Below are 19,418 nucleotides of genomic sequence, written 5' to 3'. Positions count from 1 at the left end.
ACTGGCCCGGACCGGCCGGAAAAGAAGTTCAGCGGCTTTGTGCGTTCAGTGAGGCCAAATAGGCGTTGTAGGCCTCGAGTTCCTTGTCGCCGTCGCGGTCAGCGGCCCGGTCCTTGCGCTTGGCCTGCCGCTGTTCGGAGCCGTACCACTGGAACAGCAGCACGATCAGCACCAGCACCGACGGGATCTCGCTGAACGCCCAGGCGATGCCGCCCGCCGCGTTCTGGTCGGAGAGGGCGTCGATGCCGAGGGAGGCGGGCGGCTCGGTGTAGGTCTCGACCATCGGCTGCGAGGCCATCATCAGGGCGATGCCGAAGAACGCGTGGAACGGCATGCCCGCGAACAGCTCCAGCATCCGCATCAGATAGCCGGGCCGGTGCGGGCCGGGGTCCACGCCCATGATCGGCCAGAAGAACACCAGGCCGGTCGCGAGGAAGTGCACCATCATCGCGATGTGCCCCGGCTTGGACTCCATCAGGAAGTCGAACAGCGGGGTGAAGTAGAGGCCGTACAGGCTGGCGATGAACAGCGGGATCGTGAACGCGGGGTGGGTGACGATCCGCATGTACCGGCTGTGCAGCAGCATCAGCAGCACCTCGCGCGGCCCCTTGCGGCCCCGGCCGGCCGGCGGCAGTGCCCGCAGCGCCAGCGTGATGGGCGCGCCGAGCAGGATCAGGATCGGCGACAGCATGCTGATCACCATGTGCTGCACCATGTGCACGCTGAACATGACCATGCCGTAGTCGTTCAGCGCGGTGTTCATCATGAGCCCGATGCTGAGCACACCGGCGACGAAGAAGAGGGTCCGCCCGACCGGCCACTTGTCACCGCGCCGCGTCAGCCGGACGACGCCCCAGCCGTAGAGCGCCAGTCCCAGCAGGCACGCGACGAGAAAGAAGGGGTCCGCGGACCACTGGAGCCCCCTCCCCAGCGTGAACGGCGGCAGATCCATCATCATGCCGTGCCCGCTGTGATCCATCCGCCGGCTCCTGTTTCGTGGGGGGTTTGTGCTGTCTGTACCGCCCACAAGAGTAGAGCGGCCCCCGGCCGGCCTTTCGACCGGGGGCCGCTGGACTCACCTCAGGGACGCGGGGAACCGCGCGGGAAACCGCACACGACCCGCACCCGCCGGACGGCTAGAGCACACACTCCGCTTCCGCGTACCGCTCCTCCGGAACGGTCTTCAGGGACTCCACGGCCTCCGCCAGCGACACCATCACGATGTCCGTCCCCCGCAGCGCCGTCATCATCCCGAACTCGCCGCGATGAGCGGCCTCCACCGCGTGCCACCCGAACCGCGTCGCCAGCACCCGGTCGTACGCCGTCGGCGTCCCGCCCCGCTGCACATGCCCGAGGATCACCGGCCGCGCCTCCTTGCCGAGCCGCCGCTCCAGCTCCACGGAGAGCTGACGGGCTATCCCGGCGAACCGCTCGTGCCCGTAGATGTCCTTGCCGCCCTCGTCGAAGGCCATGGTCCCGGGCTTCGGCTTGGCGCCCTCCGCGGCGACGACGATGGCGAACCGCTTGCCCGCCGCGAACCGCTCGCCGACCTTCGCGGTCAGCTCGTCGATGTCGAAGGGCCGCTCCGGCACGACGATGGCGTGCGCGCCCGCCGCCATCCCCGAGTGCAGCGCGATCCAGCCGGTGTGCCGCCCCATGACCTCGACGATCAGCACCCGCTGGTGGGACTCGGCGGTGGTCTTCAGCCGGTCCAGCGCCTCCGTGGCGACGCCGACCGCCGTGTCGAAGCCGAACGTGACGTCGGTGACCGCGATGTCGTTGTCGATGGTCTTCGGCACGCCCACGATGGGCAGCCCGCTGTCCGACAGCAGCCGGGCCGCCTTCAGCGTGCCCTCGCCGCCGATCGGGATGATCGCGTCGAGGCCCAGCTCCGCGACGTACCCCTTGGCCCGCTCCACGCCGTCCCGCAGATGCTCGGGACGGACCCGGGAGGAGCCGAGGATGGTGCCGCCGCGGGCGAGGATGCCGCCGACCGCGTCAAGGTCGAGCTTCGTGTAGTCGCACTCCAGGAGGCCTTTCCAGCCGTCCCGGAAACCGATGACCTCGTCGCCGTGGTCGGCGACGGCACGGTGCACGACGGACCGGATGACGGCGTTCAGACCGGGGCAGTCGCCGCCGGACGTGAGGACACCAATGCGCATAGCCCGAATACCTTCTCGACGTGGGCCGGTGACCGGACCACGCTGTCCGGCGGGAATCCCCGCCACCCTAGCGGCATTCGGGGGCGGGGCCGAACCGGGCGTCCGCCTGCTGGACGACCCCGCTCACCTGTGCGGATGCACCGTCAGACGGGCTGGTGAACCCCCGACGGCGAACCGGTTACACAGGCTGCTGCGCAACGGTGCTCACGCAGGCTGCTGCGCAACGGTGCTCACGCAGGCTGCTGCGCAGCCGCGATGCGCTCGTTGCGCAGCGCCTCGTACCAGCGGTCGTCCACCGGCGGCAGCGCGTTGACGTCGAGGGCCAGCTTGAGCAGGTGGTCCGCGATCAGCGGGTTGCGGGCGAGGACGGGGCCGTGCATGTACGTACCGAAGACGGTGTCGTTGTACGCCCCCTCCGTGCCGTCGCCGGTGCCGTTGCCCTTGCCGAGCCGCACCTGGGCCAGCGGGCGGGCCGTGGGACCGAGGTGGGTGACGCCCTGGTGGTTCTCGAAGCCGGTCAGCGGCGGCAGGCCGAGCCGCGGGTCGATGTCCGCGAGCACGTCACCGACGCACCGCTCGCCCTCGCCGCGCACCGACACCACGTCGAGCAGACCGAGGCCGGGCTCCCGCTGGCCGAGGTCGTTGATGAACTCGTGGCCGAGGATCTGGTAGCCGGCGCACACCGAGAACACGATGGCGCCGTTCTCCACCGCGCGGTGCAGACCGCCGTCCCGGCGCAGCCGCTCGGCCGCGAGCCGCTGCGGCCGGTCCTCGCCGCCGCCGATCAGATAGATGTCACCGGAGGTCGGGATCGGCTGGTCGCTGCGTACGTCGAGCCGGGCCACGTCCAGGCCCCGCTGCCGCGCCCGGCGCTCCACGACGAGGACGTTGCCCTGGTCGCCGTAGGTGCTGAGCAGGTCGGGGTAGATCCAGACGATCCGCAGACCGTTGTCGCTCATAGTCACTGTCCTTCCGACTCACTCAGTTGCCGACGCGGCGGCGCAGATCCTGGAACGCCGTGTAGTTCGCGATGACCTCGATCCGGCCCGGCGGGCACATCTGCACGGCCTCGTCGAGGTTGTCGCAGACCTGGAAGTGCTGGTTGGCGACCTCCAGGCGCACCGCCAGGTCGAGCTTGCGGTCACCGATGACGAAGATCGGGTGGCCGGTGAGCCGGGTGTAGTCGACGTCCCACAGCCAGGAGGTGTCGGTGCCGTCGGCGCTGCGCGCGTTCACGGAGAGGATCACCGGGGTGGGCGGCGGGTCGATCAGGGAGAACGTCTCCAGCCACCCGGCCGGGTTCTTCGCCAGCAGCAGCCGCAGGTCGCGGCCCTGGAACTGGACGACGTCATAGCGTCCGGCGACGGCCTGCACCTGGTACATGCGCTCCAGGGCGACCTGCGGCGGCACCCCGAACACGGCGGCGACGGCGGCCGAGGAGGCGGCGTTGGCCTTGTTGGCGCGGCCCGGCAGCTGGAGGTGGATCGGCCACGCCGAGCCGTGCGGGTCGAGGACGTGGTCGCCGGAGAGCGCCCAGCTCGGGGTGGGCCGGCGGAAGCCGCACTCGCCGCAGAACCAGTCGTCGCCGGGGCGCTGCATCACGCCGCCGCAGGCGGGGCAGGACCAGGCGTCGTCCTTCCACATCTGCCCGGCCGCGACCCAGATCACGTTGGGGGACGACGAGGCCGCCCACACGACGAGCGGGTCGTCGGCGTTCGCCACGATCACGGCCTTGCAGCCGGCCAGGCCCTCGCGCCAGTTCTCGGCGAGCATCCGGGTCTCGGCGGCCCGGTCGAGCTGGTCGCGCGAGAGGTTCAGCAGCGCGATGCACTTCGGGTCGGTGTCCCGGGCGACGCCCGCGAGGTACTTCTCGTCGACCTCGATGACGCCGTACTTGGCGTCCGAGCCGCCCGCGAGCGCCGAGGTGATGCCGGCCGGCATGTTCGCGCCGAGCGCGTTGGACACGACGGGGCCCGCGGCCCGCAGGGCCTCGGCGATCAGCCGGGTCGTGGTGGTCTTGCCGTTGGTCGCCGAGACCAGGACGACGTCCAGGTTCTGGGCTAGCCGGGCCAGGAGGTCGGGGTCGAGTTTCAGAGCCACCCGGCCACCGATCACCGAACCGCTGCCGCGTCCCGCGGCACGGGATGCCGCTGCGACCGCTTTGCCCGCGGTCACGGCCAGCTTGGCCCGCGGCGTCAGCGGGTCCGAGTTGCCTGCCATCAGTTCTCGATCCTCCTTGCGTACGCGCCGCGCCTCAAGCCTTCGGCAACGTGGTGGTGGTCAGCCTATCGAGATCCATTCGCACTCCCGAATCCCGGCCCGCGCCCGCGGCTGTGCGGAACGGCGAGGGCTGAGGGAACCGTACCCTTGCGGCCATGCGACACGGTTCGATCCCGGGCGCCCGCGGGCGCGTCCGGCCCCTCACCCTGTTCGGCGACCCCGTTCTGCACACGCCGTGCGCGGAGGTCACCGACTTCGGCCCCGAACTGTCCCGGCTCGTGGAGGACTTGTTCGCGACGATGTACGCGGCGCGGGGGGTGGGGCTGGCGGCGAACCAGGTGGGGGAGCCGCTGCGGGTGTTCGTCTACGACTGCCCGGACGACGAGGATGTCCGGCATCTCGGACATGTGGTGAACCCGCGTCTGGTGACGGCGGACGGTGTCGTGATCCGGGGTCCGGAGGGCTGTCTGTCCCTGCCGGGCCTGGAGGCGGGCACGGAGCGCCACGACCACGCGGTCGTCGAGGGCTTCACGATGACGGGCGAGCCGGTCACGATCCACGGCACGGGCTTCTTCGCCCGCTGTCTGCAGCACGAGTGCGACCACCTGGACGGGAAGGTCTACGCGGACCGCGTGGAGGGCTGGCGCCGCCGCAGGCTGATGCGGAAGGTGAGCCGGGCCTCGTGGCACCGGCCGGGCTGAATCCGTCAGGCGCGCGGGGCGCCGCACAGGGCCCGCGGCCGCAAGGCGGCCGTCAGAACCCCGGGCCCCCCGCCTTGTCCCCGGCGGCCGCCAGCCGCCCCCACAGCAGATCGGCCAGCGCGCGGACCAACTCCTGCCGGGAGCACGGCCGTTCGCCCAGCCACCAGTCGCCGGCGGCGTGCATCATCCCGACGATGCCGTGTCCCCAGACCCGCGCCAGCCGCTCGCTGTCCGGGCCGAGGTCGACCCGCTCCTGGATGACCTTGCCCAGCTCCTCGCCCATCCTGCGCAGCACGGGCGCCGAGTGCTTGCCGACGTCGAAGCCCTGGTCGCCGGCCTGACCGCCCTCCGCGGGGTGCATCAGGAACCGGTACACCTGCGGCCGGGCCTCGATGGCCGCGAGATAGGTCTCCAAGGTCTTCTCGACCCGTTCGCGCCGGTCCGCGGGCGCGTCCAGTGCCGCCCGCAGGGAGCCGAGGAGCGCGTCGGTGTGGCGCGTGGCGAGCGCCGCGTAGAGTCCGCCCTTGTCACCGAAGTGGCGGTAGAGGATGGGCTTGGTGATGCCCGCCTCGGCGGCGATGGCGTTCATCGACGCCTGTGGCCCGTCGCGCAGCACCACCCGGTCCGCGGCCTCCAGCAGCTCGCGCCGTCGGCGGTCGGCGGACCGCTGCTGCTCGGACCGCTGCGTGGTGTCCATGGTCTCTCCCCACCCGTGCTCTTTCGGTGACGCCTGCGCAAAGTAGCACCCGGCGGCCCCGGCGCATCGAACGGGCTGCCGGGAGGGACCGGGTCAGTTGACTTTTCCTACCCACCGGTAACAGACTGCCGGTTACCGCAAGTAACAAGCACGTGCGCCGCTGGAGGGGACATGGCCGAGTTCACCATGGAGCTGAACGACGAGCAGAAGGAGGTCAGGGACTGGCTCCATGGCTTCGCCGCCGACGTGATCCGCCCCGCGGCCGCCGAGTGGGACGAGCGCGAGGAGACTCCCTGGCCGGTCATCCAGGAGGCCGCGAAGGTCGGCATCTACTCCCTCGACTTCTACGCCCAGCAGTACTTCGACCCCACCGGCCTCGGCATCCCGATGGCCATGGAGGAGCTGTTCTGGGGCGACGCGGGCATCGCCCTGTCCATCGTCGGCACCGGCCTCGCCGCCGTCGGCGTCCTCGCCAACGGCACCGAGGAGCAGATCGGCACCTGGATCCCCCAGATGTACGGCGACGCGAACGACGTCAAGGTCGCCGCGTTCTGCTCCTCCGAGCCCGACGCGGGCTCCGACGTCGCCTCCCTGCGCACCCGCGCCGTCTACGACGAGGCCAAGGACGAGTGGGTGATCAACGGCACGAAGACCTGGGCCACCAACGGCGGCATCGCCAACGTCCACGTCGTCGTCGCCGTCGTCGACCCCGAGCTGGGCCCCAAGGGCCACGCGTCCTTCATCGTCCCGCCGAACACCCCCGGCCTGTCCCAGGGCCAGAAGTTCAAGAAGCACGGCATCCGCGCCTCGCACACCGCCGAGGTCATCCTCGACAACGTGCGCGTCCCCGGCTCCTGCCTGCTCGGCGGCAAGGAGAAGCTGGACGAGCGGCTCGCCCGCGCCCGCGAGAAGGCCAGGACGGGCGGGGAGCGCGTGAAGAACGCCGCGATGGCCACCTTCGAGGCGTCCCGCCCGGCCGTCGGCGCCATGGCCGTGGGCACCGCCCGCGCCGCGTACGAGGTCGCCCTCGACTACGCGAAGACCCGCGAACAGTTCGGCCGCCCGATCATCGACAACCAGGGCGTCGCCTTCCAGCTCGCCGACATGCGCACCCAGGTCGACGCCGCCCGCCTGCTGGTGTGGCGCGCGTCCTGGATGGCGGTCAACGGCAAGCCGTTCACCGCCGCCGAGGGCTCGATGTCGAAGCTGTTCGCCAGCGAGACCGCCAAGAAGGTCACCGCCCAGGCGATCCAGATCCTCGGCGGCAACGGCTACACCCGCGAATACCCGGTGGAGCGCATGCACCGGGACGCCGCCATCTACACCATCTTCGAGGGCACCAGCGAGATCCAGCGCCTGGTCATCGCCCGCACCCTGTCGGGCATGCCGATCCGGTAGCGAGGGGCACACCGGCGCGCCGGCCGGGAGGGGCGTCTGTCATGCTGGCCGCATGATCGTTCTTCCCGGCCTGATCGGCCTGCTGGTGCTGCTCGCCGTCGCCGCCGGCGGCTGCTGCGTCGTGCGCGAGTTCCACCGGGAGTGCCGGGCTCGGCGGCGCGCCTGACGCGGCGCCCTGCCCCGCGGGCGGCCTGACGCGCGGTCTACGGCGCTCCGCTGCTGTGCGCGATGCACGCCACGTCGATCCGGTCGGCCAGTTTCGCCAGCTCGATCGTCAACGCGGCCACGGTGTCCTCGTCGAGCCCCTCCTCACCGGCCTCGACGAGATGCAGCCACCGCCCGCCCACCATGCGGAGCAGCTTGCTCACATCGGCCGCGGCCACCTGAAGGTTCCCGCGGTCATCGACGATCAGAGGCAGAGTCACTTCGCGGTTCACAACCGGGATCGTATCCGCGCGGCCCTCACGCACCGTGCCAAACCGTGGTGATGTTGCAGAACTCGCGGATTCCGTGCCCGGACAGCTCACGCCCGTAACCGGACCGCTTCACTCCGCCGAACGGGAACGCCGGATGCGAGGCGGTCATCCCGTTGACGTACACACCGCCCGCCTCCAGGTCCCGTACGAACCGGTCGACCTCGCTCTCGTCGCGGGTCCACACGTTCGAACTCAGGCCGAAGGGCGAGTCGTTGGCGATCAGCACGGCCTCGTCCAGATCGCCCGCCCGGTACAGCGTGGCGACCGGTCCGAACGCCTCCTCGCGGTGGATGCGCATCTCGCGGGTGATGCCGGCGAGCACCGTCGGCGGGTAGTACCAGCCCGGTCCCTCGGGCCGTTCGCCCCCGCACAGCACGGTCGCGCCGCCGCGCACCGCGTCGTCCACCAGCTCCTCCAGATCGGCCCGCCCGCGCTCGCTGGACAGCGGCCCGACGTCGGTCTCCTCGTCCGTCGGGTCGCCCACCCTGAGCGCCTTCATCCCGGCCGTGAACCGCTCGGCGAAGGCGTCGTAGACGTCCGTGTGCACGATGAACCGCTTGGCGGCGATGCAGGACTGACCGGCGTTCTGGCAGCGGGCGTTGACGGCCACCTCGGCGGCCCGGTCCAGGTCCGCCGACGGCATCACGACGAACGGGTCGCTGCCGCCCAGCTCCAGCACCGTCTTCTTGATCATCTCGCCGGAGGTGGCGGCGACCGCGCGGCCCGCGGGCTCGCTGCCGGTGAGGGTGGCCGCCTTGATCCGCTCGTCGCGCAGGATGTCGTCGACCGCGGCGGAGCCGATCAGCAGGGTCTGGAACGTGCCCTCGGTGAAACCGGCGCGGTGGAACAGGTCCTCCAGGTAGAGCGCGGTCTGCGGCACGTTCGAGGCGTGCTTGAGCAGCCCGACGTTGCCCGCCATCAGCGCGGGCGCCGCGAACCGGATCACCTGCCACAGCGGGAAGTTCCACGGCATCACCGCGAGGACCGGGCCGAGCGGGCGGTAGCGGACGCGAACGCGGGAAGCGCCCGAGTCCTTCACGTCGGCCTCGGCGGGCTCCTCGTCGGCCAGCAGCTCCTCGGCGTGGTCGGCGTACCAGCGCATCGCCTTGGCGCACTTGGCGGCCTCCGCGCGCGCCTGGCGGACCGGCTTGCCCATCTCGGTGGTGATCACCCGGGCGATGTCCTGCTGGTCCTCGTCGAGGAGGTCGGCGGCCCGGTGCATCAGCCGGGCCCGTTCGGCGAAGGAGGTCGTCCGGTAGGTGCGGAAGGTGGCCTCGGCGAGCTGGATACGGCGTGCGATCTCCTCCTCGCCCATGGCCTGGTACGTCTTGACCGTCTCGCCGTTCGCCGGGTTCACCGTCGCGATGGGCATGGCTGACCTCCTGGCAAGGGACTGTGCTTCGACCCTCGCGCGCGGCGGCGGGGGCCGCAACGCGGGGCGTCCGTATTGATCTGTGGGGATCCGTGTCGATCCCGTCGCCTCCGGGGCGCTCAGACCGAGTGCTCCGCCAGCCGGTCGAGAAACGCGGCCTGGGCGGAGACGATCACCTCACGGGCCGCGTCCAGGCCGAACCAGCGGACCCGGTCCAGCTCGGGGAACTCCTGCGTACGCCCGCTCCTCGGCGGCCACTCCAGCGTGAACGTGCCGGGCACGACCGCCGCCGGGTCCAGGTCCCCCTCCACCGCCCACACCGTGACGATCTTGCCGCCGGTCTGCCGGACCTCGCCGAGCGGTACGGCCTCCCCGTCCGGCGGCGCCACCCCCAGCTCCTCCTCGAACTCACGGCGGGCCGCCTCCCAGGCCGGCTCGTCCGGGTCGTACTCGCCCTTCGGGACGGTCCACGCGCCCGCGTCGCGCCGGGCGAAGAACGGGCCGCCCATGTGCCCGAGCAGCACCTCCGGGCCCCGCTCGGTGCGCCGGAACAGCAGCAGGCCCGCGCTGCGCCGCGCCGTCACCGCCGTACCTCCGGGTGCGCGGCCAGCACGGTCTCGACGGTGTCGGCGTCCTCGGGGCGCTTGTCCTCGCGGTAGCGGACCACGCGGGCGAAGCGGAGGGTGACGCCCGCCGGGTAGCGGGTGGAGCGCTGCAGGCCGTCGTAGGCGATCTCCACGACCAGTTCCGGCCGCACGGTCACCACCTGGCCGTCGTCGGACACCGCCAGCTCCCGCAGGCGGTCCGTCTGCCAGGCCAGCATCGCGTCGGTCATGCCCTTGAAGGTCTTGCCCAGCATGGCGAACGAGCCGTCCGCGCGGCGGGCGCCCAGGTGCAGGTTGGACAGCTTGCCGGTGCGCCGGCCGTGCCCCCACTCGGCGGCCAGGACCACCAGGTCGAGGGTGTGCACCGGCTTCACCTTCAGCCAGGACGCCCCGCGCCGGCCCGCGCTGTACGGCGCGGCGAGATCCTTGACCACCACGCCCTCGTGGCCGCGTTCCAGGGTCGTCGCCAGGAACTCCTCCGCCGCGGGCAGGTCCGCGGGGCCCGACACCACCGTGCGCCGCACCCGCATCGGCTCGGGCACCAGCCGGGCCAGCTCCGCGTGCCGCTCCGCGAACGGCAGGTCGAGCAGATCGCGGCCGTCGACGGCGAGGGCGTCGAAGAAGACGGGCGAGACCGGGACCGCCTCGGCGGCCGTCGCCACGTCCACCCGGGAGCCCACCCGCCCGGCGGTCTCCTGGAACGAGCGCGGCCGGCCGTCCGCGCCGAACGCGATGACCTCGCCGTCCAGCACGAACCGCTCGCCGCGCAGCTCCAGCGCCGCCGCCGTCACCTCGGGGAGCCGGTCGGTGATGTCGTCGAGGGTGCGCGTGTACAGCCGCACGGTGGCGCCGTCCCGGTGGACCTGGACGCGGATGCCGTCCAGCTTCTCCTCCACCGCGCACGCGCCCAGCTTGCCGACCGCCTCGGCCACCGAGGACGCGCTGTGCGCGAGCATCGGCAGCACCGGGCGGCCGACGGTGAGCCGGAACCGCTCCAGGGCCGTCGGACCGTCCGTCAGCAGCGCCTCGGCCACCGCCTGGAGGGAGCCGGCCAGCATCACCGCGCGTCGCACGTCGGCGGGCGGCGCGCCCGTCGCCTCCGCCAGGCCCTCCACGGCCGCCGCGTCCAGCGCGCCCTGCCGGACCTCGCCGGTGAGCAGCCCGAGCAGGAACCGCTGCTCGTCCTCGGTGGCGGCGCCCATCAGCTCCCCGACCAGCCGGGCCCGCTCGGCCTGCGAGCCGGGCCCCGCGACCCTGCCCAGCTCGGTGAGCCGGGCGTCCACCTCCCGCACGGTGAGCGTCGGTTCGGCGGCCGGGGCGACCGGGCGGCCGAGCACCTTCCAGCCGACGCCGAGCCGCCCCTGCGGCAGCCGGCCCGCGAGATACGGGATGACGACCGGGGCGTCCGCCGCCTCCGCCTCCCGGAAGAGCTGCGCGAGCAGCGCGGTCTTGCGGGACCGCGCCGACGTGGCGGCGACCTCCCGGGACACCTGGGCGAGCCGGGCGAGCAGCATGCGTTTCATGGTGCACCGCGCGGGGCGGTTCCACACCTGCGGGCCGATGCCGTACGACGCCGCGCGTGCCGTTCGACGCGGTGACGGCGGTGCGCGGGCGGGGGCGGGCCGGACGGCCTGCGTGCCGGGACGGGCCGGACGGCTCACGGGCCGGGAGGGGGCCGGACGGGCCCACGGGCCGGGCGGGCCTGCGGGTCGATGCCGTACGGCGTGGCGCGTGCCGTTCGACGCGGTGACGGCGGTGCACGGGGCGGGACGGTTCGGACACGCCTGCGCGCTGGGAGGGCCGGGGTGGGCCCACGGGCCGGGACCGGTCGGGGAGGCGTCAGCTTCGTGAGGCCGGTGCCAGGGCGTCCAGGTCCGTCATCAGCAGTTCGCCGTTGAGGGCCGCGGCGGCCCGGTAACCGCCGCTCGCCGCGTGGACGACCTGTTCGGCGAAGCCGATCGCGTTGCCCGCCGCCCAGACGCCGGGGACGCTGGTCAGGCCGTTGGCGTCCACGACCGGGTAGCGGCCGAACGGGGTGTCGTGGAAGTCGGCGCCCAGCCGCTCCAGCAGCCCCGTCTGCGGCACCGGGCGCGGGGAGACGAACAGCGCCTGACGCGCGTGGACCGTCCCGTCCGCGAGCCGCACCCCGGTGAGCCGGTCGTCCTCGACCACCAGGCCCGCCACCTCGCCGGGCACCACGCGGACCCCGGCCGCGGCCAGCCGGCGCAGATCGTCGTCGGACAGCTCGTCCTCGGCGACCGTGTGCAGGAAGAACGTCACGTCCTTCGACCACTGGGAGACCATCAGCGCCTGGTGCACGCTGAGCGGGGTCGCGGCGAGCACGCCGAAGGCCTGGTCGCGGACCTCCCAGCCGTGGCAGTACGGGCAGTGCAGCACGTCCCGGCCGAACCGCTCGGCGACGCCCGGCACGGCGGGCAGCTCGTCCTTCAGGCCGGTGGTGACGACGAGCCGCCGGGCGCGCACGGTCCGCCCGCCCGCCAGGCGCACCGCGAAGTCCCCGCCCGCGCCCTCGCGGGTGACGTCCACCGCCCGGTCGCGGACGAGGCCGACGCCGTAGCGGGCGATCTCCTCGCGGCCGAGCGCCAGGAACTCGGCGGGCGGCATGCCGTCCCGCGACAGATAGCCCTGCAGGTGGGCGGAGGGCGCGTTGCGGGGCTCGCCCGCGTCGACGACCAGGGTGCGGCGCCGGGCGCGGCCCAGCACCAGCGCGGCGGACAGGCCGGCGGTGCCTCCGCCGACGACGATCACTTCGTACGTGTTCCCGTTGGGGTCCTGGTTCCTGTTCCCGTTCTCGGTCATGGTGACCACCTCCACGCCCGACGGTCGCCCAAGCGGTGCGCCATTGACAAACAGGTTTGCCGAAACTGCAATACGACCATGACGACGGAAGAGGTACTCGCGAGTGTCGGCCCCAGGCTGCGGCGGATCCGGAAGGAGCGGGAGGTGACGCTCGCGGCGCTGTCCGAGACCACGGGCATCTCGGTCAGCACCCTCTCCCGGCTGGAGTCGGGGCAGCGCAAACCGTCCCTGGAGCTGCTGCTGCCGATCGCCCAGGCCCACCAGGTGCCCTTGGACGAGCTGATCGGGGCCGGCGCGGTCGGCGATCCGCGGGTGCGGACGAAGCCGCTCACGCGGGACGGGCGGACCCTGTGGCCGCTCACGCGCCAGCCGGGCGGACTCCAGGCGTACAAGATCATCGAGCCGCGGCGCACCCGGGAGCCGGAGCCGCGCACCCACGAGGGGTACGAGTGGCTGTACGTGCTCTCCGGGCGCCTGCGCCTGGTCCTGGGCGATCACGACGTGGTGCTCACGGCGGGGGAGGCCGCCGAGTTCGACACGCGGGTGCCGCACTGGTTCGGGTCGACGGGGGAGGGGCCGGTGGAGTTCCTGAGCCTGTTCGGCCCGCAGGGGGAGCGCATGCATGTGCGGGCGCGGCCGAAGAAGGCCACGGGTGGGTGAGGGTGATGACGGCAGCGGGCGGGGGAGGGCGATGACGGTCGCGGACGGGCTGAGCGCGGGGAAGGCCGCGGACGGGGGAGTGCGCGGAAGGCCGCGCGCGGGCTCCGGGCTTGTCCGGAGAAGAGGCCGGGACGCGTGACTCGCGCGACTGTTCCCTGATCGGCAAGCGACCGCTTAGTATGCGGTGCGACCCCGGTCCGATGCCGGTCGGACGAAGCAGTCCCGTGGAGGCCCCGCATGCAGGCATGGCACGTGCACGAGAACGGCGAGCCCAGTGAGGTGATGCGCCTGGCGGAGGCCGAGCGGCCCACCCCCGGCGACGGCCAGGTCCTGGTGAGGGTCCGCGCCGCGAACATCAACTTCCCGGACGCGCTGCTGTGCCGGGGCCAGTACCAGGTCCGCCCGCCGCTGCCGTTCACCCCCGGCGTGGAGATCTGCGGTGAGACCGAGGACGGCTGCCGCGTCATCGGCAACCCGGCGCTGCCGTACGGCGGTTTCGCCGAGTACGCCGTCGCGGACGCCGCCGCCCTGCTGCCCGCGCCCGAGTCGCTGGACGACGCGGAGGCGGCCGCCCTGCACATCGGTTACCAGACCGGCTGGTTCGGCCTGCACCGCCGGGCCGGGCTGGAAGCCGGCGAGACGCTGCTCGTGCACGCCGCCGCCGGCGGTGTCGGCAGCGCGGCCGTCCAGCTCGGCAAGGCGGCCGGCGCCACCGTCATCGGGGTCGTCGGCGGCGCGGACAAGGCCGCCGTCGCCCGCGAGCTGGGCTGTGACGTGGTGATCGACCGGCGCGCCGAGGACGTCGTCGCCGCCGTCAAGGAGGCCACCGGCGGCCGCGGCGCCGACGTGATCTACGACCCGGTCGGCGGCGAGGCCTACACCCAGTCCGCCAAGACGGTCGCCTTCGAGGGTCGGATCGTGGTCGTCGGCTTCGCCAGCGGCACCATTCCGAGCCCCGCCCTCAACCACGCCCTGGTGAAGAACTACTCGGTCCTCGGACTGCACTGGGGCCTGTACAACACCAAGAACCCGAAGCTGGTGCGGCACTGCCACGACCAGCTCACCGAGCTGGCCGCCCGCGGCGCGATCAAGCCGCTGGTCAGCGAGCGCGTGCCGCTCGCCGGGGCCGCGGCCGCCGTGCAGAAGGTCGCGGACGGCCGCAGCACCGGCCGGATCGCCGTCGTGATGAAGGAGCCCGCATGACCGACGCCGCCGAACTGCGCCGCCGCACCCGGGAGTTCCTGGCCGCGCACCCGCCCGCCACAACCGGCCGGCTGGACTTCCTGCGGGCCCGCTTCGACGCGGGGCTCGCCTGGGTGCACTTCCCCGAAGGCCTCGGCGGACTGGGCGCCCCGCGCTCCCTCCAGGCCGTCGTCGACGCCGAACTCGAGGCCGCGGGCGCCCCCGACAACGACCCGCGCCGCATCGGCATCGGCCTCGGCATGGCCGCCCCGACGATCCTCCAGTACGGCACCGAGGAGCAGAAGAAGCGCTTCCTGAAGCCGCTGTGGACCGGCGAGGAGGTGTGGTGCCAGCTGTTCAGCGAGCCCGGCGCCGGCTCCGACCTCGCCGCGCTCGGCACCCGCGCCGTCCGTGAGGGCGACCACTGGGTCGTCAACGGCCAGAAGGTGTGGACCTCCAGCGCCCACCTCGCGCGCTGGGCCATCCTCATCGCCCGTACCGACCCGGACGTGCCCAAGCACCGGGGCATCACCTACTTCCTGTGCGACATGACCGACCCCGGCGTCGAGGTCCGCCCGCTGCGGCAGATCACCGGCGAGGCCGAGTTCAACGAGGTGTTCCTCACCGACGTGCGCATCCCCGACGCCCACCGCCTCGGTGAGGCCGGCGACGGCTGGCGGGTCGCGCAGACCACCCTCAACAACGAACGCGTCGCCATCGGCGGTATGCGCCTCCCGCGCGAGGGCGGCATGATCGGTCCGGTCGCGAAGACCTGGCGCGAGCGCCCCGAGCGGCGTACTCACGACCTGCACCAGCGGCTGCTCACCCTCTGGGTGGAGGCCGAGGTCGCCCGGCTGGCCGGCGAACGCCTGCGCCAGCAGCTCGTCGCCGGCCAGCCCGGCCCCGAGGGCGCCGGCATGAAGCTGGGCTTCGCCCGCCTCAACCAGGCCATCAGCGGCCTGGAGGTCGAACTCCTCGGCGAGGAGGGCCTGGGTTACGACGACTGGACCATGCGCCGCCCCGAGCACGTGGACTTCACCGGCCGCGAGGCCGGGTACCGCTATCTGCGCTCCAAGGGCAACAGCATCGAGGGCGGGACCAGCGAGGTCCTGCTGAACATCGTCGCCGAGCGCGTCCTCGGCCTGCCCGCCGAACCGCGCACCGACAAGGACGTCGCCTGGAAGGACCTCGCCCGATGACCGACCCCGACCTGCTGTACTCGGAGGAGGAAGAGGCGCTGCGCGCCGCCGTCCGGGACCTGCTCGCCGACCACTGCGACCCGGCCGCCGTCCTCGTGCGCGCCGAGTCGGACGCCCCGCACGACCTGAGGCTGTGGAAGGCGCTCACCGACGGCATGGGCCTGGCCGGACTGCTGGTGCCCGAGGAGCGCGGCGGCCAGGGCGCCACCCACCGCGAAGCGGCCGTCGTCCTGGAGGAGCTGGGGCGCGCCGTCGCCCCGGTGCCCTACCTGACCAGCGCGGTCGTCGCCACCGAGGCGCTGCTGGCCTGCGACGACGCCGACGACCTGGTCGCGGAGCTGGCGTCCGGCCGGCGCGTCGGCGCCCTCGCGGTCGCGCTCGACGTCGCCGCGGGCGGCGCGGTGCGGACCGTACGCGTCGAGGACGGGACCCTGCGCGGGGAGCTGACCGGCATCGCGGACGCCGCCGTCGCGGACGTCCTGCTCGTGCCCGGCGACGACGGCGCGCTGTACGCGGTCGACGCCGCCGCCGCCACCGTCACCCCGCAGACGTCGCTGGACCTCACCCGGCCGCTGGCGACGGTCACCCTCGACGGCGCCCCGGCCCGCCGCATCGGCACCGCCGCACCCGCCGTCGGGCGCGCCCTGCGCACCGCCGCCGGACTGCTCGCCTCCGAGCAACTGGGCCTCGCCGACTGGACGCTGACCGAGACGGTCCGCTACCTGAAGGACCGCAAGCAGTTCAACCGGCCCGTCGGCGGCTTCCAGGCGCTCAAGCACCGGCTCGCCCAGCTGTGGCTGGAGGTCGTCAGCCTGCGCGCCGCCGCCCGGGCCGCCGCGGACGCCCTCGCCACCGGTCAGGACACCGACGTCGCGGTCGCCGTCGCCCAGGCCTACGCCGCGCCGGTCGCCGTCCGCGCCGCCGAGGAGGCCCTGCAACTGCACGGCGGCATCGGCATGACCTGGGAGCACCCCGTCCACCTGTACCTGAAGCGGGCCAAGGCCGACTCGATCGCCTACGGCACCGCGGGCGCCCACCGCGCGGCCCTGGCCGAACTGGTGGACCTCCAGGCCCCCTGACACACCGCCGGCCCACCCTGACGGGCCCTCACGGGAAAGCCCGCCCGACCAGGGGCGGGCTTTCCCGTGCCGCTCCCGCGCCGATGTGAACAGCTGACGGCACTCCGGCCAACTCACCGCGCGCACCGTCCCCTTGAGGCCCCCGCGATCGCATACTCGCTGCGTCCCGACCCGCACCCCAGGGAGGCAGCGCATGGCCCTCACCACCCGCCGCAGAGCCCTCACCACCCGCCGCAGAGCCCTCACCACCCTCGGCGCCGCCCTCGCGGGCACCGTCGCCCTGCCCACGAGCGGCGCGCTCGCCACGCAGCGGCACCACCGGCCCCGCCCGCTGAGGCGCGCCCACGCCCACAACGACTACGAGCACCCCCGCCCCCTCCTCGACGCCCTCGACCACCGCTTCGGCAGCGTCGAGGCCGACATCTTCCTCGTCGGCGACCGGCTCCTCGTCGCCCACGACCCGGAGGACCTCGACCCTGACCGCACCCTCGAAGCCCTCTACTTGGACCCCCTCGCCGCGCGCGTGCGCGCCCACCGCGGCTCGGTGTACCGCGGCCACCGCGGCTCCCTCCAGCTGCTGATCGACCTCAAGACCGAGGGCGCGTCGACGTACGCGGAGCTCGACCGGCACCTGCGCCGCTACCGCCATCTGTTCACCACCTACGCCCATGGCCGGGTGCTCCCCGGCCCGGTCACCGCCGTGATCTCCGGCGACCGGGCGGCCCGCGCGCCCATGGAGGCCCAGACCGTCCGCCGCGCCTTCTACGACGGCCGCCTCACCGACCTCGGCGGCCCCGCGCCCGCCTCCTTCGCGCCGCTCGTCAGCGACAACTGGACCCGGCACTTCACCTGGCAGGGCACCGGCGCCTTCCCCGCGGCGGAACGCGCGAAACTGCACGCCATCGTGGGCGCCGCGCACGAGCACGGGCAGCGGGTCCGCTTCTGGGCCACCCCCGACCGGCCCGGCCCCGAACGGCAGGCGGTGTGGACGGAACTCCTCGCCGCCGGCGTCGACCACCTCAACACCGACGACCTCGCGGGCCTCGAAGCCTTCCTCGACGCCCATCGGCCGACGTAGACACCACACGTTCGGAGGACAGCCCAGCCGCCCGGACGAACCCTCCGCTACGCCACACTTGCGGCCGAACGCCGTGAACCGGACGCGTGACGGCGTGGCGGAGGAGGTTGACGATGGCCGTGTCCATCTCTGTGGTGCTGCTGCTCCTGATCCTGGCGGTGATCTTCCTGCGCAACGGAGGACTGAAGATCTCCCATGCGCTGGTCTGCCTGCTGCTCGGCTTCTACCTGGCGAGCACGAGCGTGGCCCCCACGATCCACAGCGGCCTGACGGCGACCGCCGACATCGTCAGCAGCTTCCGGCCGTAAGGACGAGCGGGAACAGGCGGGTCACGGCTTCGAGAACACCCCGATCCCGTTCGGCACCGGCCGTTCCGCGCCGCCCGCCGGATGGTTGCGGACCGTGACGGTGCCGGCGCCCGGGTCGCGGGCGACCAGGGTGGAGGAGCCGCCGCCGTCGAGGCTGAAGGCGTCGTCCGCGCCCAGGCGGCGCAGCACGTCGGCGAGTTCGGCGATCGTGAGACCGGCGCGGTACTCGGGGGAGCCGTCGAGGGCGAGCAGCAGGACGCGCCGGCCGCCGCTCGCGAGGCCCACCGCGGAGCGCACGGCCGCGGTCCGGTCGTCGAGGCCCGGCAGCAGCTCCCCGTCCGAGAGCACCGGATAGCCGCCGACGGCGAAGCGGTACGGGATCCGCGACCGGGACGCCACCAGGCGGTGGTGCACCCGCACGGCGTCGCCGACGGCGAGCTCGCGCAGCCACTGGGCCCCCGCCTCGCGTCCGACGAGCACGGTGGTGCCGGGGGCGATGGGGCCGCCGCCCGGCCTCGGGTCGGTCGCCACCACCCGCCCCTGGCGGATCGTCACCTCGTGGGTGTCGGCGCTGCACGGCGCGGCGCGCTCGGTGTCCGTGCCGCAGGTGGCGCGCACCCGGGAGGCGTTGCCCCAGTTCGCGGTGAAGGCGCCGACGGAGCCGACCGGGAGGGCGTACTGGTTGAGGCCGCCGAGCGGCACGCGCCCGGCCGCGGTGGTGACCGAGCCGGCCAGGGCCAGGCTGTCCAGGCGGGCCCGGCGGTCCACGCCCACGCCGAACACGTCCCGGGTGGAGGTGCCGGGCGGCAGGGCGGGACCGAAGCGCTGCCCGTCCGGCACCGCGCCCTTGAGCGTCCGGCCGCTCGCGACGGCCGGTCCGACGCTCGCGCCGGTCGCCTCGACGCCCGGGTGCTGGGTCTCGGTGATGTTGAAGAAGTCCCCGTTGACGCCCGCGACGGCGCCCTGCCCGTCGGCGAGCCGCGACACCGTCGACCGCGCGGCCACCGCTCCCGGATACAGCAGGTCCAGGCGCACCCCGGGGCGGCGCAGGTCGACGGTCAGCACGTGCGCGCGGACCGGGCCCCTGGCCGCCTGGAAGTCGAGCGCCTCGTAGACCACGCCGGGGGCGATGTCGACGGCCGCCGCGGCGGCGCCGGCCGGAGCCGCCCCGGCCAGGGCCGCGCCGGCCAGCGAGCCCAGTGCCGTGAGGAGTGCCAGGACCGTTCTGCGCGCGGGGAGCCGCGCCTGACGCGTCTGACGTGTCGTCACCTGAGTGGTCACACATCCCCCCTGAGGTCGCGTCAACTGTCCCAGGAGTCAGGGGAGGTGCACCAGACGGCGACGTCCGGCCGGGTGGCCGGATGGCGACGGATGGCGCACGAACGGGGGAACCGGACCGCCGGACGGGTGACGCCCGCGGTCCCCTCCGTCACCTGCGCCTCGTGTGGCACAGCGGCACCG

The 19,418-nt window shown here is 73.3% G+C and carries 19 protein-coding genes; 8 read left to right on the top strand and 11 right to left on the bottom strand.

What is annotated here, in order from left to right; translation table 11 throughout:
* Positions 1 to 28: 28 nt before the first annotated feature.
* The 4 genes from G7Z13_RS04150 to G7Z13_RS04135 all read right to left on the bottom strand — a co-directional run bounded on the left by G7Z13_RS04150 (position 29) and on the right by G7Z13_RS04135 (position 4,382).
* Positions 29 to 979: a cytochrome c oxidase assembly protein gene (locus G7Z13_RS04150; RefSeq protein ID WP_165996119.1), complete on the bottom strand. Its 951-nt coding sequence runs from the start codon at positions 977 to 979 to the stop codon at positions 29 to 31.
* A gap of 157 nt (positions 980 to 1,136) precedes the next feature.
* Positions 1,137 to 2,162 carry a 6-phosphofructokinase gene (locus G7Z13_RS04145; RefSeq protein ID WP_165996117.1) on the bottom strand — a complete coding sequence of 342 codons (1,026 nt, stop codon included), beginning with the start codon at positions 2,160 to 2,162 and terminating at the stop codon, positions 1,137 to 1,139.
* 230 nt (positions 2,163 to 2,392) lie between these two features.
* Entirely contained in the window at positions 2,393 to 3,121 is a 729-nt protein-coding gene (locus G7Z13_RS04140) for a glutamine amidotransferase (RefSeq protein WP_165996115.1), read from the bottom strand.
* Between the two features lie 22 nt (positions 3,122 to 3,143).
* Positions 3,144 to 4,382, bottom strand: coding sequence for a MurT ligase domain-containing protein (locus G7Z13_RS04135; RefSeq protein ID WP_165996113.1), 1,239 nt, complete (start codon positions 4,380 to 4,382; stop codon positions 3,144 to 3,146).
* A gap of 155 nt (positions 4,383 to 4,537) precedes the next feature.
* Between G7Z13_RS04135 and def the strand changes: the two genes are divergently transcribed.
* Positions 4,538 to 5,083: a peptide deformylase gene (gene def / locus G7Z13_RS04130; protein ID WP_165996110.1), complete on the top strand. Its 546-nt coding sequence runs from the start codon at positions 4,538 to 4,540 to the stop codon at positions 5,081 to 5,083.
* 52 nt (positions 5,084 to 5,135) lie between these two features.
* Here the strand turns inward: def and G7Z13_RS04125 are convergent, their stop codons facing one another.
* A complete protein-coding gene (locus G7Z13_RS04125; RefSeq protein ID WP_165996108.1) occupies positions 5,136 to 5,780 on the bottom strand; it encodes a TetR family transcriptional regulator in 645 nt (214 codons plus the stop codon).
* Between the two features lie 171 nt (positions 5,781 to 5,951).
* Between G7Z13_RS04125 and G7Z13_RS04120 the strand changes: the two genes are divergently transcribed.
* Positions 5,952 to 7,178: an acyl-CoA dehydrogenase family protein gene (locus G7Z13_RS04120; protein ID WP_165996106.1), complete on the top strand. Its 1,227-nt coding sequence runs from the start codon at positions 5,952 to 5,954 to the stop codon at positions 7,176 to 7,178.
* Between the two features lie 203 nt (positions 7,179 to 7,381).
* Here the strand turns inward: G7Z13_RS04120 and G7Z13_RS04115 are convergent, their stop codons facing one another.
* The 5 genes from G7Z13_RS04115 to G7Z13_RS04095 form a co-directional block, all read right to left on the bottom strand.
* Positions 7,382 to 7,615: a DUF6213 family protein gene (locus tag G7Z13_RS04115; RefSeq protein WP_165996104.1), complete on the bottom strand. Its 234-nt coding sequence runs from the start codon at positions 7,613 to 7,615 to the stop codon at positions 7,382 to 7,384.
* A gap of 25 nt (positions 7,616 to 7,640) precedes the next feature.
* Positions 7,641 to 9,026: an NADP-dependent succinic semialdehyde dehydrogenase gene (locus G7Z13_RS04110; protein ID WP_165996101.1), complete on the bottom strand. Its 1,386-nt coding sequence runs from the start codon at positions 9,024 to 9,026 to the stop codon at positions 7,641 to 7,643.
* Between the two features lie 119 nt (positions 9,027 to 9,145).
* Complete coding sequence (locus G7Z13_RS04105) at positions 9,146 to 9,610, bottom strand: NUDIX domain-containing protein (protein WP_165996099.1); 465 nt, start codon at positions 9,608 to 9,610, stop codon at positions 9,146 to 9,148.
* Positions 9,607 to 11,145, bottom strand: coding sequence for an ATP-dependent DNA ligase (locus G7Z13_RS04100; protein ID WP_165996098.1), 1,539 nt, complete (start codon positions 11,143 to 11,145; stop codon positions 9,607 to 9,609). Before G7Z13_RS04100 ends, G7Z13_RS04105 begins: the two co-directional genes overlap by 4 nt.
* A 325-nt stretch (positions 11,146 to 11,470) precedes the next feature.
* Positions 11,471 to 12,451 carry an NAD(P)/FAD-dependent oxidoreductase gene (locus G7Z13_RS04095; protein WP_165996096.1) on the bottom strand — a complete coding sequence of 327 codons (981 nt, stop codon included), beginning with the start codon at positions 12,449 to 12,451 and terminating at the stop codon, positions 11,471 to 11,473.
* A 78-nt stretch (positions 12,452 to 12,529) separates the two neighbouring features.
* On the opposite strand from G7Z13_RS04095, the gene G7Z13_RS04090 reads away from it, so the two are divergent.
* From G7Z13_RS04090 to G7Z13_RS04065, 6 genes are all read left to right on the top strand, one after another.
* Positions 12,530 to 13,111: an XRE family transcriptional regulator gene (locus G7Z13_RS04090; RefSeq protein ID WP_165996094.1), complete on the top strand. Its 582-nt coding sequence runs from the start codon at positions 12,530 to 12,532 to the stop codon at positions 13,109 to 13,111.
* Positions 13,112 to 13,348: 237 nt separating this feature from the next.
* Positions 13,349 to 14,314 carry an NADPH:quinone oxidoreductase family protein gene (locus G7Z13_RS04085; RefSeq protein ID WP_165996093.1) on the top strand — a complete coding sequence of 322 codons (966 nt, stop codon included), beginning with the start codon at positions 13,349 to 13,351 and terminating at the stop codon, positions 14,312 to 14,314.
* Positions 14,311 to 15,492, top strand: a complete 1,182-nt coding sequence (locus tag G7Z13_RS04080; RefSeq protein ID WP_165996091.1) for an acyl-CoA dehydrogenase family protein — start codon at positions 14,311 to 14,313, stop codon at positions 15,490 to 15,492. The genes G7Z13_RS04085 and G7Z13_RS04080 overlap by 4 nt, the downstream gene beginning before the upstream one ends.
* Complete coding sequence (locus G7Z13_RS04075; protein WP_165996089.1) at positions 15,489 to 16,571, top strand: acyl-CoA dehydrogenase family protein; 1,083 nt, start codon at positions 15,489 to 15,491, stop codon at positions 16,569 to 16,571. Before G7Z13_RS04080 ends, G7Z13_RS04075 begins: the two co-directional genes overlap by 4 nt.
* A 193-nt stretch (positions 16,572 to 16,764) precedes the next feature.
* Entirely contained in the window at positions 16,765 to 17,649 is an 885-nt protein-coding gene (locus G7Z13_RS04070) for a phosphatidylinositol-specific phospholipase C/glycerophosphodiester phosphodiesterase family protein (protein WP_165996088.1), read from the top strand.
* Between the two features lie 113 nt (positions 17,650 to 17,762).
* The gene (locus G7Z13_RS04065; protein ID WP_165996086.1) at positions 17,763 to 17,957 is read left to right on the top strand and encodes a hypothetical protein; all 195 of its coding nucleotides are present in this window, start codon (positions 17,763 to 17,765) and stop codon (positions 17,955 to 17,957) included.
* A gap of 21 nt (positions 17,958 to 17,978) precedes the next feature.
* Here the strand turns inward: G7Z13_RS04065 and G7Z13_RS04060 are convergent, their stop codons facing one another.
* Positions 17,979 to 19,175 carry a phosphodiester glycosidase family protein gene (locus G7Z13_RS04060; RefSeq protein WP_240926459.1) on the bottom strand — a complete coding sequence of 399 codons (1,197 nt, stop codon included), beginning with the start codon at positions 19,173 to 19,175 and terminating at the stop codon, positions 17,979 to 17,981.
* Positions 19,176 to 19,418 lie beyond the last annotated feature (243 nt).

The organism is Streptomyces sp. JB150, from assembly GCF_011193355.1.
GTDB lineage: Bacteria > Actinomycetota > Actinomycetes > Streptomycetales > Streptomycetaceae > Streptomyces.
Note: the sequence above shows the minus strand (reverse complement) of the source record. Positions and strands in the feature narration are given on the sequence as shown.

Coding starts and splice junctions, on each gene's coding strand:
- G7Z13_RS04150 (WP_165996119.1), bottom strand. CDS start 979: ATGGATCACAGCGGGCACGGCATGATGATGGATCTGCCGCCGTTCACG.
- G7Z13_RS04145 (WP_165996117.1), bottom strand. CDS start 2,162: ATGCGCATTGGTGTCCTCACGTCCGGCGGCGACTGCCCCGGTCTGAAC.
- G7Z13_RS04140 (WP_165996115.1), bottom strand. CDS start 3,121: ATGAGCGACAACGGTCTGCGGATCGTCTGGATCTACCCCGACCTGCTC.
- G7Z13_RS04135 (WP_165996113.1), bottom strand. CDS start 4,382: ATGGCAGGCAACTCGGACCCGCTGACGCCGCGGGCCAAGCTGGCCGTG.
- def (WP_165996110.1), top strand. CDS start 4,538: ATGCGACACGGTTCGATCCCGGGCGCCCGCGGGCGCGTCCGGCCCCTC.
- G7Z13_RS04125 (WP_165996108.1), bottom strand. CDS start 5,780: ATGGACACCACGCAGCGGTCCGAGCAGCAGCGGTCCGCCGACCGCCGA.
- G7Z13_RS04120 (WP_165996106.1), top strand. CDS start 5,952: ATGGCCGAGTTCACCATGGAGCTGAACGACGAGCAGAAGGAGGTCAGG.
- G7Z13_RS04110 (WP_165996101.1), bottom strand. CDS start 9,026: ATGCCCATCGCGACGGTGAACCCGGCGAACGGCGAGACGGTCAAGACG.
- G7Z13_RS04100 (WP_165996098.1), bottom strand. CDS start 11,145: ATGCTGCTCGCCCGGCTCGCCCAGGTGTCCCGGGAGGTCGCCGCCACG.
- G7Z13_RS04095 (WP_165996096.1), bottom strand. CDS start 12,451: ATGACCGAGAACGGGAACAGGAACCAGGACCCCAACGGGAACACGTAC.
- G7Z13_RS04090 (WP_165996094.1), top strand. CDS start 12,530: ATGACGACGGAAGAGGTACTCGCGAGTGTCGGCCCCAGGCTGCGGCGG.
- G7Z13_RS04085 (WP_165996093.1), top strand. CDS start 13,349: ATGCAGGCATGGCACGTGCACGAGAACGGCGAGCCCAGTGAGGTGATG.
- G7Z13_RS04080 (WP_165996091.1), top strand. CDS start 14,311: ATGACCGACGCCGCCGAACTGCGCCGCCGCACCCGGGAGTTCCTGGCC.
- G7Z13_RS04075 (WP_165996089.1), top strand. CDS start 15,489: ATGACCGACCCCGACCTGCTGTACTCGGAGGAGGAAGAGGCGCTGCGC.
- G7Z13_RS04070 (WP_165996088.1), top strand. CDS start 16,765: ATGGCCCTCACCACCCGCCGCAGAGCCCTCACCACCCGCCGCAGAGCC.
- G7Z13_RS04065 (WP_165996086.1), top strand. CDS start 17,763: ATGGCCGTGTCCATCTCTGTGGTGCTGCTGCTCCTGATCCTGGCGGTG.